At 67.7% G+C, this 12444-nt stretch carries 16 protein-coding genes and 1 pseudogene; 6 read left to right on the forward strand and 11 right to left on the reverse strand.

Features of this window, described 5'->3' with window-relative positions:
- Positions 1 to 179: 179 nt before the first annotated feature.
- Positions 180 to 755, reverse strand: coding sequence for a transglycosylase SLT domain-containing protein (locus C7T91_RS19780; protein WP_108260708.1), 576 nt, complete (start codon positions 753 to 755; stop codon positions 180 to 182).
- Between the two features lie 97 nt (positions 756 to 852).
- Complete coding sequence (locus tag C7T91_RS19785; RefSeq protein ID WP_108260709.1) at positions 853 to 1734, reverse strand: AEC family transporter; 882 nt, start codon at positions 1732 to 1734, stop codon at positions 853 to 855.
- 90 nt (positions 1735 to 1824) lie between these two features.
- On the opposite strand from C7T91_RS19785, the gene hspQ reads away from it, so the two are divergent.
- The gene (gene hspQ, locus C7T91_RS19790) at positions 1825 to 2151 is read left to right on the forward strand and encodes a heat shock protein HspQ (protein ID WP_108260710.1); all 327 of its coding nucleotides are present in this window, start codon (positions 1825 to 1827) and stop codon (positions 2149 to 2151) included.
- Positions 2152 to 2170: 19 nt separating this feature from the next.
- Here the strand turns inward: hspQ and C7T91_RS19795 are convergent, their stop codons facing one another.
- From C7T91_RS19795 to dapB, 5 genes are all read right to left on the reverse strand, one after another.
- The gene (locus C7T91_RS19795) at positions 2171 to 3751 is read right to left on the reverse strand and encodes a gamma-glutamyltransferase family protein (RefSeq protein ID WP_108260827.1); all 1581 of its coding nucleotides are present in this window, start codon (positions 3749 to 3751) and stop codon (positions 2171 to 2173) included.
- Between the two features lie 42 nt (positions 3752 to 3793).
- On the reverse strand, positions 3794 to 4072 hold the full coding sequence (locus C7T91_RS19800) for an ATP-binding protein (RefSeq protein ID WP_161556014.1): 279 nt from the start codon (positions 4070 to 4072) through the stop codon (positions 3794 to 3796).
- A gap of 206 nt (positions 4073 to 4278) precedes the next feature.
- On the reverse strand, positions 4279 to 4623 hold the full coding sequence (locus C7T91_RS19805; RefSeq protein ID WP_108260712.1) for an STAS domain-containing protein: 345 nt from the start codon (positions 4621 to 4623) through the stop codon (positions 4279 to 4281).
- 123 nt (positions 4624 to 4746) lie between these two features.
- Positions 4747 to 5100 (reverse strand): dihydrodipicolinate reductase, encoded by a 354-nt coding sequence (locus C7T91_RS19810; protein WP_108260713.1) that lies wholly within the window; start codon positions 5098 to 5100, stop codon positions 4747 to 4749.
- Positions 5101 to 5151: 51 nt separating this feature from the next.
- A complete protein-coding gene (gene dapB / locus C7T91_RS19815; protein WP_108260714.1) occupies positions 5152 to 5964 on the reverse strand; it encodes a 4-hydroxy-tetrahydrodipicolinate reductase in 813 nt (270 codons plus the stop codon).
- Positions 5965 to 6055: 91 nt separating this feature from the next.
- Here dapB and rbfA point away from each other — a divergent pair, with 91 nt between their 5' ends.
- Positions 6056 to 6487: a 30S ribosome-binding factor RbfA gene (gene rbfA / locus C7T91_RS19820; RefSeq protein ID WP_108260828.1), complete on the forward strand. Its 432-nt coding sequence runs from the start codon at positions 6056 to 6058 to the stop codon at positions 6485 to 6487.
- A gap of 1 nt (position 6488) precedes the next feature.
- Positions 6489 to 7403 (forward strand): tRNA pseudouridine(55) synthase TruB, encoded by a 915-nt coding sequence (truB, locus tag C7T91_RS19825; RefSeq protein ID WP_108260715.1) that lies wholly within the window; start codon positions 6489 to 6491, stop codon positions 7401 to 7403.
- Here the strand turns inward: truB and C7T91_RS19830 are convergent.
- Entirely contained in the window at positions 7387 to 7680 is a 294-nt protein-coding gene (locus C7T91_RS19830; protein ID WP_108260716.1) for a hypothetical protein, read from the reverse strand. The genes truB and C7T91_RS19830 overlap by 17 nt on opposite strands.
- A 95-nt stretch (positions 7681 to 7775) precedes the next feature.
- Between C7T91_RS19830 and C7T91_RS19835 the strand changes: the two genes are divergently transcribed.
- Positions 7776 to 8288 (forward strand): DUF1643 domain-containing protein, encoded by a 513-nt coding sequence (locus tag C7T91_RS19835; protein ID WP_108260829.1) that lies wholly within the window; start codon positions 7776 to 7778, stop codon positions 8286 to 8288.
- 55 nt (positions 8289 to 8343) lie between these two features.
- Here the strand turns inward: C7T91_RS19835 and C7T91_RS19840 are convergent, their stop codons facing one another.
- On the reverse strand, positions 8344 to 9861 hold the full coding sequence (locus C7T91_RS19840) for a catalase (RefSeq protein ID WP_108260717.1): 1518 nt from the start codon (positions 9859 to 9861) through the stop codon (positions 8344 to 8346).
- Positions 9862 to 9949: 88 nt separating this feature from the next.
- Here C7T91_RS19840 and C7T91_RS38585 point away from each other — a divergent pair, with 88 nt between their 5' ends.
- Both C7T91_RS38585 and C7T91_RS36320 read left to right on the forward strand, forming a co-directional pair.
- Positions 9950 to 10234 carry a helix-turn-helix domain-containing protein gene (locus C7T91_RS38585; protein ID WP_108260718.1) on the forward strand — a complete coding sequence of 95 codons (285 nt, stop codon included), beginning with the start codon at positions 9950 to 9952 and terminating at the stop codon, positions 10232 to 10234.
- A pseudogene (locus tag C7T91_RS36320) lies at positions 10158 to 10400 on the forward strand (substrate-binding domain-containing protein); the annotation flags it as partial. The gene C7T91_RS38585 and the pseudogene C7T91_RS36320, both read left to right, overlap by 77 nt.
- Positions 10401 to 10714: 314 nt before the next feature.
- On the opposite strand, the gene C7T91_RS19855 reads toward C7T91_RS36320, so the two are convergent.
- Together C7T91_RS19855 and C7T91_RS19860 are read right to left on the reverse strand one after the other, a co-directional pair.
- A complete protein-coding gene (locus tag C7T91_RS19855; RefSeq protein WP_108260719.1) occupies positions 10715 to 11464 on the reverse strand; it encodes an alpha/beta fold hydrolase in 750 nt (249 codons plus the stop codon).
- Between the two features lie 179 nt (positions 11465 to 11643).
- Complete coding sequence (locus C7T91_RS19860; RefSeq protein ID WP_108260720.1) at positions 11644 to 12435, reverse strand: FAD binding domain-containing protein; 792 nt, start codon at positions 12433 to 12435, stop codon at positions 11644 to 11646.
- Positions 12436 to 12444 lie beyond the last annotated feature (9 nt).

Raw genomic sequence — 12444 nt, forward strand, 5'->3', positions numbered from 1 at the left:
CGCCGATCGGATCGGCCTGGCTCACCCCAGACCGGGCTCGCGAGATGCCGCGAGGCCAAGGCGCCGCCGGCGCACCCGCAGGGAAGCCGTCGGCGGCCCCAAGGCCGGACCGGGAGACTGCCCAGCCTGAAAATGGATACCGGTGACAACAACCTTGAAAACCACCGGTCGGAAATCCGTTATTTTCCGCAGGCGCGCAGCTGCTGCCTGTAGGCTTGGGCGCGGCTCTCGACACTCGAGGCAACGCTGAGCAGCCAAGGCTTGGCATTGTAGCTGCCCCGCGCATAGCCGCCGCGGCCCTCGTGATAGGCGAGGTACTGCCGCTTCGCGTCGCTCTTGGGTATGCCCAGCGTCCGCCAGCTGGCATCCATGTACCAGCCGATGAAATCCGTCGCGTCGCGGATATTGGTGCGCTTCGCACCATTGCGGCCGGGACCGCGGCGATACTCTTCCCAAGTGGCGTCAAGCGCTTGCGCATAGCCGTAGGCCGAGGACTGCCGACCGAGCGGAATCACCCCCAACCCCCATTGATACGGCGTCCGCGCATTGTCGCGGAACCGGCTCTCCTGGTGGATCGTCGCCATCTGCACATGCACCGGCACGCCCCATCTGCGCTCGGATTTCTTCATGGCCCGGTAGATGTCGGACCTTTGGCTCGCAATGCTGCAGGCATTGTCCAGATTCCGCGGCGGTGCCTTCCCGCCGCAGGCCGCAAGTCCCAGACACAACCCGAGCGCGATCAGACGACTGCTCATCTCTGCCTCGTGCTTAATTCTTGCTTTCTTTGGCGCCGAGCATATCGCAACTTTCCGCACCGCGAAATCAAAACCGACATGGCAGGCCCCGCACCGCTCAGAGAACCAGCGCCAGCAGCAGCGGCAGCGCGGCGATCGACATGGAGGTCGACACCACGACGAGTCCCGCCACCGCATGCGCGTCTGCGCCGTATTTCTCGGCCAGCATGTAGGAGGTGACCGCAATCGGCGTCGACAGCTGCAGCATCAGCACCGCCCGTGCCACCGGATCGAGGCCGAATGCCGTCCCGAGCAGCCAGCCGAGTCCCGCACAGGCCACGATCTTGAGCGCCGACAGCGCGACCGCCAGCCATACCCCGCCCGGGCGCAGCCGCGCCACCGCGACGCCGAGCGTGATCAGCATCAGCGGAATTGCCATCTGCCCGGTCAGTTCCAGAGTGTTGGTGACCGCGGCCGGCGTCTTCCAGCCCTGCCACAGGAACACCGCGCCCAGCACCGTCGCGGCGACGATCGGTTCCTTCAGCACCTTGCCGAAACCGCCCCCTCCGGCGACGATCCAGACCCCGAAAGTGAAGGACCACAGGATCATCACCGCGAACACCACGACGGCATAATCGAAGCCGGCCGGACCGAAGGCGAAAAGCGCAAGCGGCAGGCCCAGATTGCCGGTATTTCCGAAGATCAGCGGTCCCAGATAGGTGCGTTGGCTCAGCTTGCCGAGGAACAGCAGCCCCGCGAAGCCCGCCGAAAGCAGTCCGTAGGCCGCGACCGAAGCCAGGGTCAGCGAGCGGATCGCCGCCGGATCGATCTCGGTATTCATCAGCGCGGTGAAGATCAGGCAGGGGACCCCGAGCGTCATCGTCAGCCGGGTGACGAACTGGACGCTGTATTCGAGCCCCATGCGCACCCAGGCAAATCCGACGATCGCGAGCGCGATCACCGGCGTGACGACTTCGAGGACTTTGAGGAAGAGTTCCACGCGCTCTGGTCTCCGCGGCAAAAATATGACATGACGCGGTCTCGAACACGGCCGCCCGGCCGGTTCTATGTCGTAACGGGGTGCAAGGTCATGCTGAAAACTCAGGCCAAGTACAGACTGGGACAGGTTGTCCGCCATCGCAAGCACCCGTTCCGCGGCGTGGTCTTCGATGTCGACGCCATCTTTTCGAATACCGAGGAGTGGTATGACGCGATCCCCGAGGACAGCCGCCCGTCGAAGGACCAGCCGTTCTACCATCTGCTCGCCGAGAACGAACAGAGCTACTACGTGGCCTATGTCTCCGAGCAGAACCTGGAACCGGACCAGAGCGGCGAGCCGATCGACCATCCCGATGTGGTCGACATGTTCGGGGATTTCTCCGATGGTGCCTACGAACTGCACGCCCAGATGAACTGAGGTCGGCAGGGCGCCCGCCCTACCAGCCGAGCGCGCAGCCGTCCTTTCGCGGATCCGACGCCCCTTCGAAAACGCCCTTGCCGTAATCGATCCGGATCGCCTGCGCCCCGCCCAGCGGCCTGTCGCGGAATTCCGCCTCGTGGCCCATATATCCCAGCTCCGTCCGGACGGCACCGGGATAGCCCTGTTCCAGCATCACCTTGCCGTTCTCCCAGAAGCAGCGGGGCGAGTCGATCGCGGCCTGCAGAGGCATGCCGAAATCGACCAGGTTGGTCAGGAAGCGGACATGGCCGACCGGCTGGTAGGCCCCGCCCATGACTCCGAAGACGGTGCTGACCTTGCCGCCCTCGCGCAGCATGGCCGGAATGATCGTGTGCATCGGCCGCTTGCCGCCCGCCGCCTCGTTGGGGTGGCCGGGGTCCAGGCTGAAGCCCGCGCCGCGGTTCTGGAACAAGATCCCGAATTCCGGCGAGGCAATCCCCGAGCCGAAACTGTGGAAAATCGAGAAGATCAGCGAGACCGCCATGAGGTCGCGGTCGACCACGCAGAGATAGACCGTCTCGCGATGCACCGCCGCCGCCTGTTCCAGCATCAGCTTGCAGGCGTTCTCCTCGTCGATCAGCGCGGCAAGCGCCGACGCGGTGTCGCCGGACAGCATGTGATCCAGCCGCCGGACATGGTCGGGATCGGCCAGGAACCGGTCCCGCGCGTCATAGGCCAGCTTTGCCGCCTCGATTTCCAGATGCGCGCGCCACGGGTCCAACGGGTCATGCTGCGCGAGGTCGAAGCGGTTGAGGATGTTGGCCAGCAGGATGGCCGTCGCCCCCTGCCCGTTCGGCGCATGTTCCAGCAATTCGACATCCCAGTAGCGGCCGGAAATCGGCACGCCACGGCTGCAGCGCGTGGCGGCGAAATCCTCCAGCGTATGGGAGCCGCCCGCGGCCAGCAGGGCCGAGACCATGTCCTGCGCCACCTCGCCTTCGTAGAAACCGGCCCGGCCTTCCGCCGCGATCCGGCGCAGCACCTCGGCCTGGCGCGGCGCCCGGAACATCTGGCCCTGCTGCGGTGGCTGCCCGCCCGGAAGGAAGAACCCTTGCGCGGCCGCGCCCAAAACGCCGCAATCCTCGCGCCAGTCGAGCGCAACGCGGGGCGCAACCGGGATCCCGTCCTCGGCATAGCGGATGGCGGGCGCAAGCACGGCCCCCAGCTCCGCCTTTCCCCAGCTCGCATGCATGTGGCAGAAGGCATCCACCGCCCCCGGGACCGTCACCGAGACAGCATCGTGCAGCGGCATCTCCTCGTGTCCGGCCGCTCGCAGCGCCTCGGCCGAAAGGCCCGCCGGCGCCCGGCCCGATCCGTTCAGCGCCACCACCTCGTCGCTGCCCGGCAGCTTGACCAGCGCGAAACAGTCGCCGCCGAGCCCGGCCATCTGCGGCTCTGCAAGACCCAGGACCATCGCGGCGGCAATCGCGGCATCAACCGCATTGCCGCCGCCTTCGAGAATGGAGACTGCCGTTTTCGAAGCCAGCGGATGGGAAGTCGCACACATCCCGTTTGCGGCATAGACGGGCGAACGCCCCGGCAAATGAAAATTTCTCACGGACATAGTCTCCAACACCTCAGGCGGGGACGCCCCGCCGGGTCACGCTTCGGATGCAGGCCGGCCCAGCCCCAGGCCGAACCTGACGATGTTCTTTCCGTCCTGCCGGGCATAGCTCAGCTCTTCGACCAGTTCGCGGATCAGGAACCAGCCGAAGCCGCCCTCCGGCAGATCCTGCCGCGCGACATCGATCGCGGCAAGCTCCCTGTCGGGCAGGCGATGCTCCGGCATCGGGGTGCCGCCGTCGCTGACCGTGCAGATCAGGCGCGATTTCCGGCATTCGCATTCCAGCTCGATCCGGCCCTCTGCCCCCCCCCGCATAGGCATGCTCCACGATGTTGTTCAGCAGTTCGGCCAGCACGATCTCGGCGGTTCCGGCCTCGGCTTCGCCCAGCCCGAGCCGCGGGAATTCGCTGCGCAACCGCAGCAGCGTTTCGCGCACGGCCGCGGCTGTCGCCGGAAAGGCCAGCCGCAGATAGGGCGCGGCCTCGTCCGCAGCGGCAGACCGCTCGGCGCAATCTGCCGCGTCAGGAGGCATCCGCGCAGGACCCGCTCGCCTGTTCCAGCGTGTCATGGATCGGAAAGACCTTGTCCATGCGGGTCAGCCTGAACACCTTGGACACGGTCGGCGACAGGGCCACCAATTCCAGCGTCTGGTCCGCCTCGAGCTGCTTCAGCGCCGCGACGATCGCGCCCAGACCGCTGCTGTCGACGAAATCGACCCTCGACAGGTCGAGCAGGATGCGCCCCGCCCTGCCGGATGTCAGCTCCCGCATCCGGTCCTTGAACTGGATCGCGACGGCAGCGTCGATCCGGGAGTCGCCGACAGCGACCAGCAGGCCGTAAGGATGTTCCGTAGATTCCAGGTTCATGCTCCACCTCGCAGTTGCGCGCGATGGCAGGCTAGGCGGCAGACCTTAACACCGGCTGATCCGCCGGGCGGACAGGTCCCGCAAATCCGGGCGAACTGAAGACAATTTTAGCGACCGGCCGCCTCAGCGCAGCCGCAGCACGGCCGCCTGCCCGGCACCGCGGTCCGAGGCAAAGCGCAGCCGGTCGCCATCTATGGCAACCTGCTGGCAGTTGTACGGAAACTGCCGCTCGCCCCATGCCAGGTCGCGGCAGAAATAGCCGTCCTGCCAGCGCCATTTGCCGGTCACGTCGCGGCCGAAGGCCCGCCCGGCAATCGCCCCGCCCTGCCCCACCTCCAGCTGCACGCCGGTGCGGGTCAGGCTCCGGCCATCGACGAGCGACCGGAACTCGGACTCCTTCTGGACCACCCTGAACTCGGCCCGCGCGGGGCCCGCCGCGAGCGCCGCCAGAAGCAAGATTGCCGCCGTCTTTCCCATGGATGCCTCCGCCTGTTTCCCATTGGGTTACGCAAGCGGAGGCAATCCGGATCACTTCAGGCCGAGCACGTCCATCATGTCGTATTCGCCCGGGCCCTTGTCCTGGCCCCAAAGCGCGGCAGCCACCGCGCCGCGGGCGAAGATGCCCCGGTCGGTCGCCAGGTGGCGCAGCACGATGCGCTCGCCCGGGCTGGCGAAGATCACGTCATGCTCGCCGACCACATCGCCGCCGCGGATCGCCGAGAAGCCGATCGAGCCCTCCGCGCGCGCCCCGCGGCGCTGCATCCTGGTCATGTCCTGCAAGTCTTCCAAGGACTTGCCGCGCCCCTCGGCCGCCGCCTCGCCCAGCATCAGCGCGGTGCCCGAAGGCGCGTCGATCTTGTGGCGGTGATGCGCCTCGACCACGTCGATGTCCCAGTCGGTGCCAAGCACGGCGGCCACCCGGCGGGTCAGCCCGACCAGCAGGTTGACGCCGAGGCTCATGTTGCCGGCCCGCACCACGACGGCATGGCGCGCCGCCGCCGAGATCTTCTCCAGATGCGCGGGCTCGAATCCGGTGGTGCCGATCACGTGGACCGCGCGCGCCTGGGCCGCAACCGCCGCGACCTCGGTGCTGAGCTCGGGCGTGGTGAAGTCGATCACCGCCTGGGCCCGCGCCATCGGCTCCAGCAGCTCGTCGGTCACGGTCACGCCGAGAGCCGGACCGCCCATCGCCGTGCCGATATCCTGGCCGACCCAGGCATGGCCCGGCCGCACCACCGCGCCCGCCAGCCGCGCCTTGCCGCTTTCGGCCACCGCCTGCACCAGCATCCGGCCCATCCGCCCCGCGGCGCCTGTGATCACAATTCCCGGCTGCTCCGTCATCGCCTGTTCCTTCGCCTCTTCATCCGGCCCCCTGCGACATTCCTTCCAGAGTCCTGTTGCGGGCGCCCCTGCGATGCCTTACATGCCGGCCATGGCACGCCACAAGCATCACGACACCCTCTCCGGCCCTTCGCAGCGCCAGCTGCGCGTGGGCGAGCTCATCCGCCGGACCCTGTCCGAGGTGCTCAACCGCGGCGAAATCCACGATCCCGATCTCAACCGGATGTCGATCACGGTCGGCGAGGTCCGCTCCTCGCCCGACCTGAAGGTCGCGACCGCCTATGTCATGCCGCTGGGCGGACAGGGCGCCGAGGCGGCGATCGAGGCGCTGAACCGCAACCGCAGCGAGCTGCGCCGCGCCGTCGGCAAGGCCGTGAAGCTGAAATTCGCGCCCGAGCTGAGGTTCCGCATCGACGAGACCTTCGACCGGATGGACGAGACCCGACGCCTGTTCTCTCAGGACAATGTGCGCCGCGACCTCGACCAGGACGCTGACGACGACGATTTCGACCAGGACGACTGACATGGCACGCAAGCGCAAGGGGCGCGAGGTTCACGGCTGGCTGGTCGTGGACAAGCCCGCCGGGCTGACCTCGACCGCCGTTGTGAACAAGGTCCGCTGGGCCTTCGACGCGAAAAAGGCCGGCCATGCCGGCACGCTGGACCCTGCGGCAACGGGTGTCCTCGCGATCGCCCTCGGCGAAGCGACGAAGACCGTTCCCTTCATCACCGACGCGCTGAAATGCTACCGCTTCATGGTGCGGCTCGGCCAGGCGACGAATACCGACGATGCCGAGGGCGAGGTGATCGCCGAGTCGGCGCTGCGCCCCTCCACCGAGGAGATCGCGGCGGCGCTGGACGGCTTCACCGGCGACATCATGCAGGTTCCGCCGAAATTTTCCGCAGTGAAGATCGACGGCGAGCGCGCCTATGCGCTGGCCCGCGAAGGCGACGATCCGCAGCTCGAGGCGCGGCCGCTCTTCGTCGAGAGCCTGGAGCTGGTCTCGCGCCCCGATGACGACCATGTCGAGCTGGAGATGGTCTGCGGCAAGGGCGGCTATGTCCGCGCCATCGCGCGCGACCTCGGCGAGACGCTGGGCTGCAAGGGCCATGTCGAATGGCTGCGCCGCATCTGGTCCGGCCCGTTCGAGGCCGACGAGGACGGCGTGAGCCTGGCCGATATCGAGGCCGAGGCCAAGGATCCGGCGCTCGACCGGCTGCTGCTGCCGCTGGAAGCCGGTCTGACAGACCTGCCCAAGGTCGTGGTGTCGGCGCATGGCGCGGCCCGGCTGTCGAACGGCAATCCCGGCGAGGTGCTGTCCTCAGAGGCAGAGTTCGGCGAGGAAGCTTGGGCGGTGCATCAGGGCCGCCCGGTGGCGGTCGGCATCTACAAGGCCGGGATGCTGCATCCCAGCCGGGTGTTCAATCTGCCGGAATGAACGGCGCCCGCGGGCCGAGATCGAGAGGTTTCGGCCGCGAGAAGCCCGCATTTTCCCGCTCCGGCGGCGGCCTTTCCCGGATCGCCGCCGCGACATGCGGCCCCTGCACCTCCATCGGACAGGTGGCGACCGGAACCGGAGCGCCGCCGAGGGCCGTCCGGAGCGGCGCCGCCGCTCCCGAGAGCAGCATCACCGTCACGAACGCCGCCAGGCCCGCCGAAACAGCGGCAAGCACGGCATGGCCGAGCCCCAGGGCAAACCAGACAGGTGCGCGCATCGGCAGATCCTCCTGCGGGCAGGCTAGGCCACGGGACCTTGCCGAAGGATGAACGCAGGCTTGCGCTCCGCCCCTCGATCCCGCACATCGCTTGCATGATCACCCGAACCCACCAGAAGGGCGATGCCGCCTCCGTCGCCGTCTATTCGCCCTGCGAACGCTACCGCTACACGCTGACCCGGGTCTGGGATCCGGCCGGGCAGAAGGTGACCTTCGTCATGCTGAACCCTTCGACCGCAACCGAAGTGCAGAACGACCCGACGGTCGAGCGCTGCGAGCGGCGGGCGCGGACGCTGGGCTATGGCGCCTTCCGCGTGACGAATATCTTTGCCTGGCGCGACACCGACCCGAAGGCGATGCGCGCCGCCGCCGAGCCGGTCGGCCCGGAAAACGATGCCGCCATCGCCGAAGCCTGCCGCTGGGCCGACCGCGTGGTCTGCGCCTGGGGCACGCATGGCGCCTTCCTCGACCGCGGCCCGGCGGTGGAAAAGCTGATCCGCGCCACCGGGATCACGCCCTACCATCTGGGCCTGTCCAAGGCCGGGCATCCGAAGCACCCGCTCTACCTGCCCTACGCGCAGCAGCCGGAGCCCTGGCTGGCCCCCTGACGCAGCAAAGGGCCCCGCCGCGGCGGCGCCCTCGCTTCTCACGTCCGGAGCGATCTCATTCCGCGGGTTCGCGGACCCCGAGCGGCGTGTCCTCCGTCACCGGCAGCGCGTTGGTGTCGCCGGGAGCGGACGCCACGACCTTGCGGACGCCCGCCTCGTAATCGGGATGGACGCGGCGCAGCACCTCGAACCAGCGCTCCTTCACGCTGTCCGAGCAGGGCGCCATCGCGCCGCCCATGTTCCGGTAGAGCCGCGCGCGCTCGTCCTCGTCCATCACCTCCATCACCAATGCGCGGACCTGCACGTAATCCGCATCCGGATCGGCCTGGTCATAGCGCGCCGCATCGCCGTCGATCCTCAGCGGCGGTTCGGCCACGGTGCCGTCGGCACGGGCGGCCTCGGCAAGCTGGTTCGGCTCGTAATAGGCGTCCGGATGGCCGGTATTCGGCGGGAAGAACCGCATCCCGCCATCCTTGTGGTAGTTGTGCGTGGCGGGCGCCGCCTTGGGGGCGTTCGCCGGCAGCGCCTCGTAATGCGTGCCCAGCCGGTAGCGATGCGCGTCGGCATAGGAGAACACCCGCGCCTGAAGCATCTTGTCGGGGCTGAAACCGATCCCCGGCACCACGTTCGATGGCGAGAAGGCGGCGTTCTCGACATACATGAAGTAGTTTTCCGGGTTGCGGTTGATCTCCAGTTCGCCGACCTCGATCAGCGGGAAATCTCCGTGCGGCCAGACTTTGGTCAGGTCGAACGGGTTGAAGCCCTGCTTGGCCACGTCTTCCTCGGACATCACCTGGATGCAGAAGGTCCATTTCGGATACCGGCCCTCCTCCAGCATGGCGTAGAGGTCTTCCTGATAGGACTCGCGGGTCTTGCCGATGAGCGTCTCGGCCTCTTCCGCGGTGTGGAAGTCATGGCCCTGCTGCGTCTTGAAGTGGAACTTCACCCAGAAGCGTTCGCCTTCGGCGTTCCACATCGAATAAGTGTGCGAGCCATAGCCGTTCATGTGCGCCGGGTTCTTCGGGATGCCGCGGTCGGACATCAGGATGGTGACCTGATGCACCGATTCCGGCTGCCCGGCCCAGAAGTCGAACATTGCCTCCGGGCTGCGCAGGTTGGTGGCCGGGTGGCGCTTCTGCGTGTGGATGAAGTCGGGGAACTTGTAGGCGTCGCGGACGAAGAAGACCGGCGTGTTGTTGCCCACCATGTCCCAGTTGCCGTCCTCGGTGTAGAATTTCAGCGAGAAGCCGCGGACGTCGCGTTCCGCATCCGCCGCGCCGGCTTCGCCTGCCACGGTCGACCAGCGCGCCAGCACTTCCGTGCGCTTGCCGACCTCCGAAAAGATCTTGGCGCAGGAATACCGCGAGATGTCCTTGGTGATGGTCAGCGCGCCGAACGCGCCCCAGCCCTTGGCGTGGACAGTGCGCTCCGGGATGCGTTCTCGGTTCTGGTGGGCCAGCTTTTCGAGCAGCTGGTAGTCCTGCATCAGAACCGGCCCGCGCTGGCCTGCGGTCAGGCTGTGCTCGTTCGAGGGCAGCGGGGCGCCTGCCGTGGTCGTGAGACGCTTGCTCATGGACTTCCTCCGTCGGTCGGATGGGTTGACGCGTTCTGCTGGTCAAAGAGCAGATTGCGCTTTGGGTTCCCTCCGATAAGGTCAACTGATGGCTCACGTTACCTTGAAGCAGCTCGCCTATTTCGAGGCGCTGGCCCGCACCGGGCATTTCGGCCGCGCCGCGGCGCTCTGCCATGTCACCCAGCCGGCGCTGTCGATGCAGGTGGCCGAGCTTGAGTCCCAGCTCGGGGTGGCGCTGGTCGAACGGCGGCCGCGCGGCGTCACGCTGACCGCCGCCGGGNTAGCATCTTTTATTATCGCCACCGGCATCATCCGCAACAACCCTGCGCGAGAACAAGTGCAACGGGCTGATCGGCAAGGCGAACGCCTATAACCTGACGGTCGACCGGCGGGTGGAATCTCCGGCGCTCGACATGCTCGACGATGTCGATGCGGGCGAAACCGATGCCGCCGTGCTCTGGGGACCGCTGGCCAAGTCGGACCATCCCGGCCTCAAGGTCATTCCGCTGCTCGGCGAAACCCTGCCGCCGCGGCTGTTTGACCCGCCCCGGCTTGCCCGGAGGGCATTTCGTTTCGGGCGGCGCCGCCGAGAAGCCGTGGACATAGACCAGCGACAAGGGCGTGCGCGCGCCCGGTTCGCCGGCCCAGACGATCTGCTTGGCGGCATCGGGGCGCAGAGCCGGAACCTGCGCCTCTTTCGCGGCGAGCCATGCGTCGAGCTCGGCGATGCCGGGCACGCCCGGGTCCTGCCATTCCAGCTCGACCGGCTCCTGCCACGCCATCAGCAGCGTCTCACGGTTCCAGACCGCCAGGACCGCCGCAACCAGCGCGGCAAGGAGCGCGGCGCGCCGGATCATGCATCCCCCAGCACCTCGCAGATCGAACGGTCGACCAGCGCCAGGCATTCAGGGGTGGAGAAGCTGTGATCGGCGCCCTTGACCAGCGTCAGGCGGATGTCCTCGCCCTGGGCGTGGTTCAGCAGCATGGTGGCGCGGGACTGATCCACGTCGCGGTCGGCGGTGCCCTGCAGGAAGCGCACCGGCATCGGCAGGACGAGCTGTTCGCGCAGCACCAGGTTGCGGCGGCCGTCCTCGATCAGGCCGCGGGTGATCGGATAGGGGCTGCCGTAATCCGAGGGCACATGCACCACGCCATGGCTCATCAGCTCCTCGCGGGCGGCATTGGAGAAGCTGTCCCAGAACCCGTCCTCGGTGAAGTCGGGCGCGGCGGCGATGGTCACCAGGCCGCAGCATTCGACCGCCTGGCGGCGCAGCAGCAGGAGCGAGATCCAGCCGCCCATCGACGAGCCGACCAGAACCTGCGGGCCCTCGGTCACGGCGGTGATGACGGCGGCGGCATCCTCGGCCCATTTGCCGATCGTGCCCTCGGTGAAGGCGCCGTCGGAGCAGCCGTGGCCGGAATAGTCGAAGCGCAGGAAAGCCTGGCCGCGGGCCTTGGCCCAGGCCTCGAGATGGGTCGCCTTGGTGCCGGACATGTCGGACATGAACCCGCCGAGGAAGACCACGCCCGGACCCTTGCCTTCGGTCCGGTGATAGGCCAGCCGGCGGCCCTGCGGGGTGTCCAGATAGCTCGGCGCTTCCATCGTCATCTCTCCTGAACCTTTGAACTCCGGCGACCTTGCACGGTGCCGCTGCGAAAGCCAGTCCATTGTTCTCAACCACATGACAAAGCGCGGACGGGCGGCAACGGGGCCACATGCCCCGCAAAAGCCGGAGCCCCGGCAGGCCTGCCGGGGCTCCGCTCCAGGCCGGGAAACGGCGCTCAGCAGGCGGCGACGGCCCGCTTGGCCATGACCTTGACGAGATGCGCGCGGTACTCTGCGGTGGCATGCATGTCGGTCAGCAGCCCGTCGGCCTCCACCTCGACGCCGTCCACCGCGCCGGGCGAGAAATCGGCCGAAAGCGCCGCCTCCAGCCCCTCGTGGCGGAACACCCCGTCCTCGCCCGCGCCGGTGACCGCGACACGGATGCCGCTTGCAGTTTCGGCCACCATCACGCCGACCATGGCGTAGCGGCTGGCGGGGTTGGGGAACTTCACGTAGGCGGCGCGCTTCGGCTGCACGACCCGCACCTGGGTGACGATCTCGTCCTCTTCGAGCGCGGTGGCAAACATGCCGTCGAAGAACTCGTCGGCCGCGAGCTCGCGCTTGTTGGTGACGATCCTGGCGTCGAGCCCGACCAGCGCCGCCGGATAGTCCGCCGACGGATCGTTGTTGGAGATCGAGCCGCCGATGGTGCCGCGATGGCGCACCGCCGGATCGCCGATGCCCGAAGCGACCGAGTTCAGCACCGGCACGATGGCGGCGATATCGGCCGAAGCCGCGACCTCGGCATGGGTGGTCATGGCGCCGATGGTCACCATGGTGCCGCCGTTCGATATGCCCGAGAGCCCCGAGGCCGAGAGGTCGATCACCGCCTCGGGCGCAGCGAGATGCTGCTTCATCGTCGGCAGGAGCGTCTGCCCGCCGGCCAGCAGCTTGGCATCCTCGTTGTCGGCGAGAAGCTGGAGCGCCTCGGCAAGGGAGGCGGGGCGATGGTATTTCGTCGGATACATGCGCAGTCC

It is taken from the genome of Mangrovicoccus ximenensis (assembly GCF_003056725.1).
GTDB classification, from domain to species: Bacteria; Pseudomonadota; Alphaproteobacteria; order Rhodobacterales; family Rhodobacteraceae; genus Mangrovicoccus; species Mangrovicoccus ximenensis.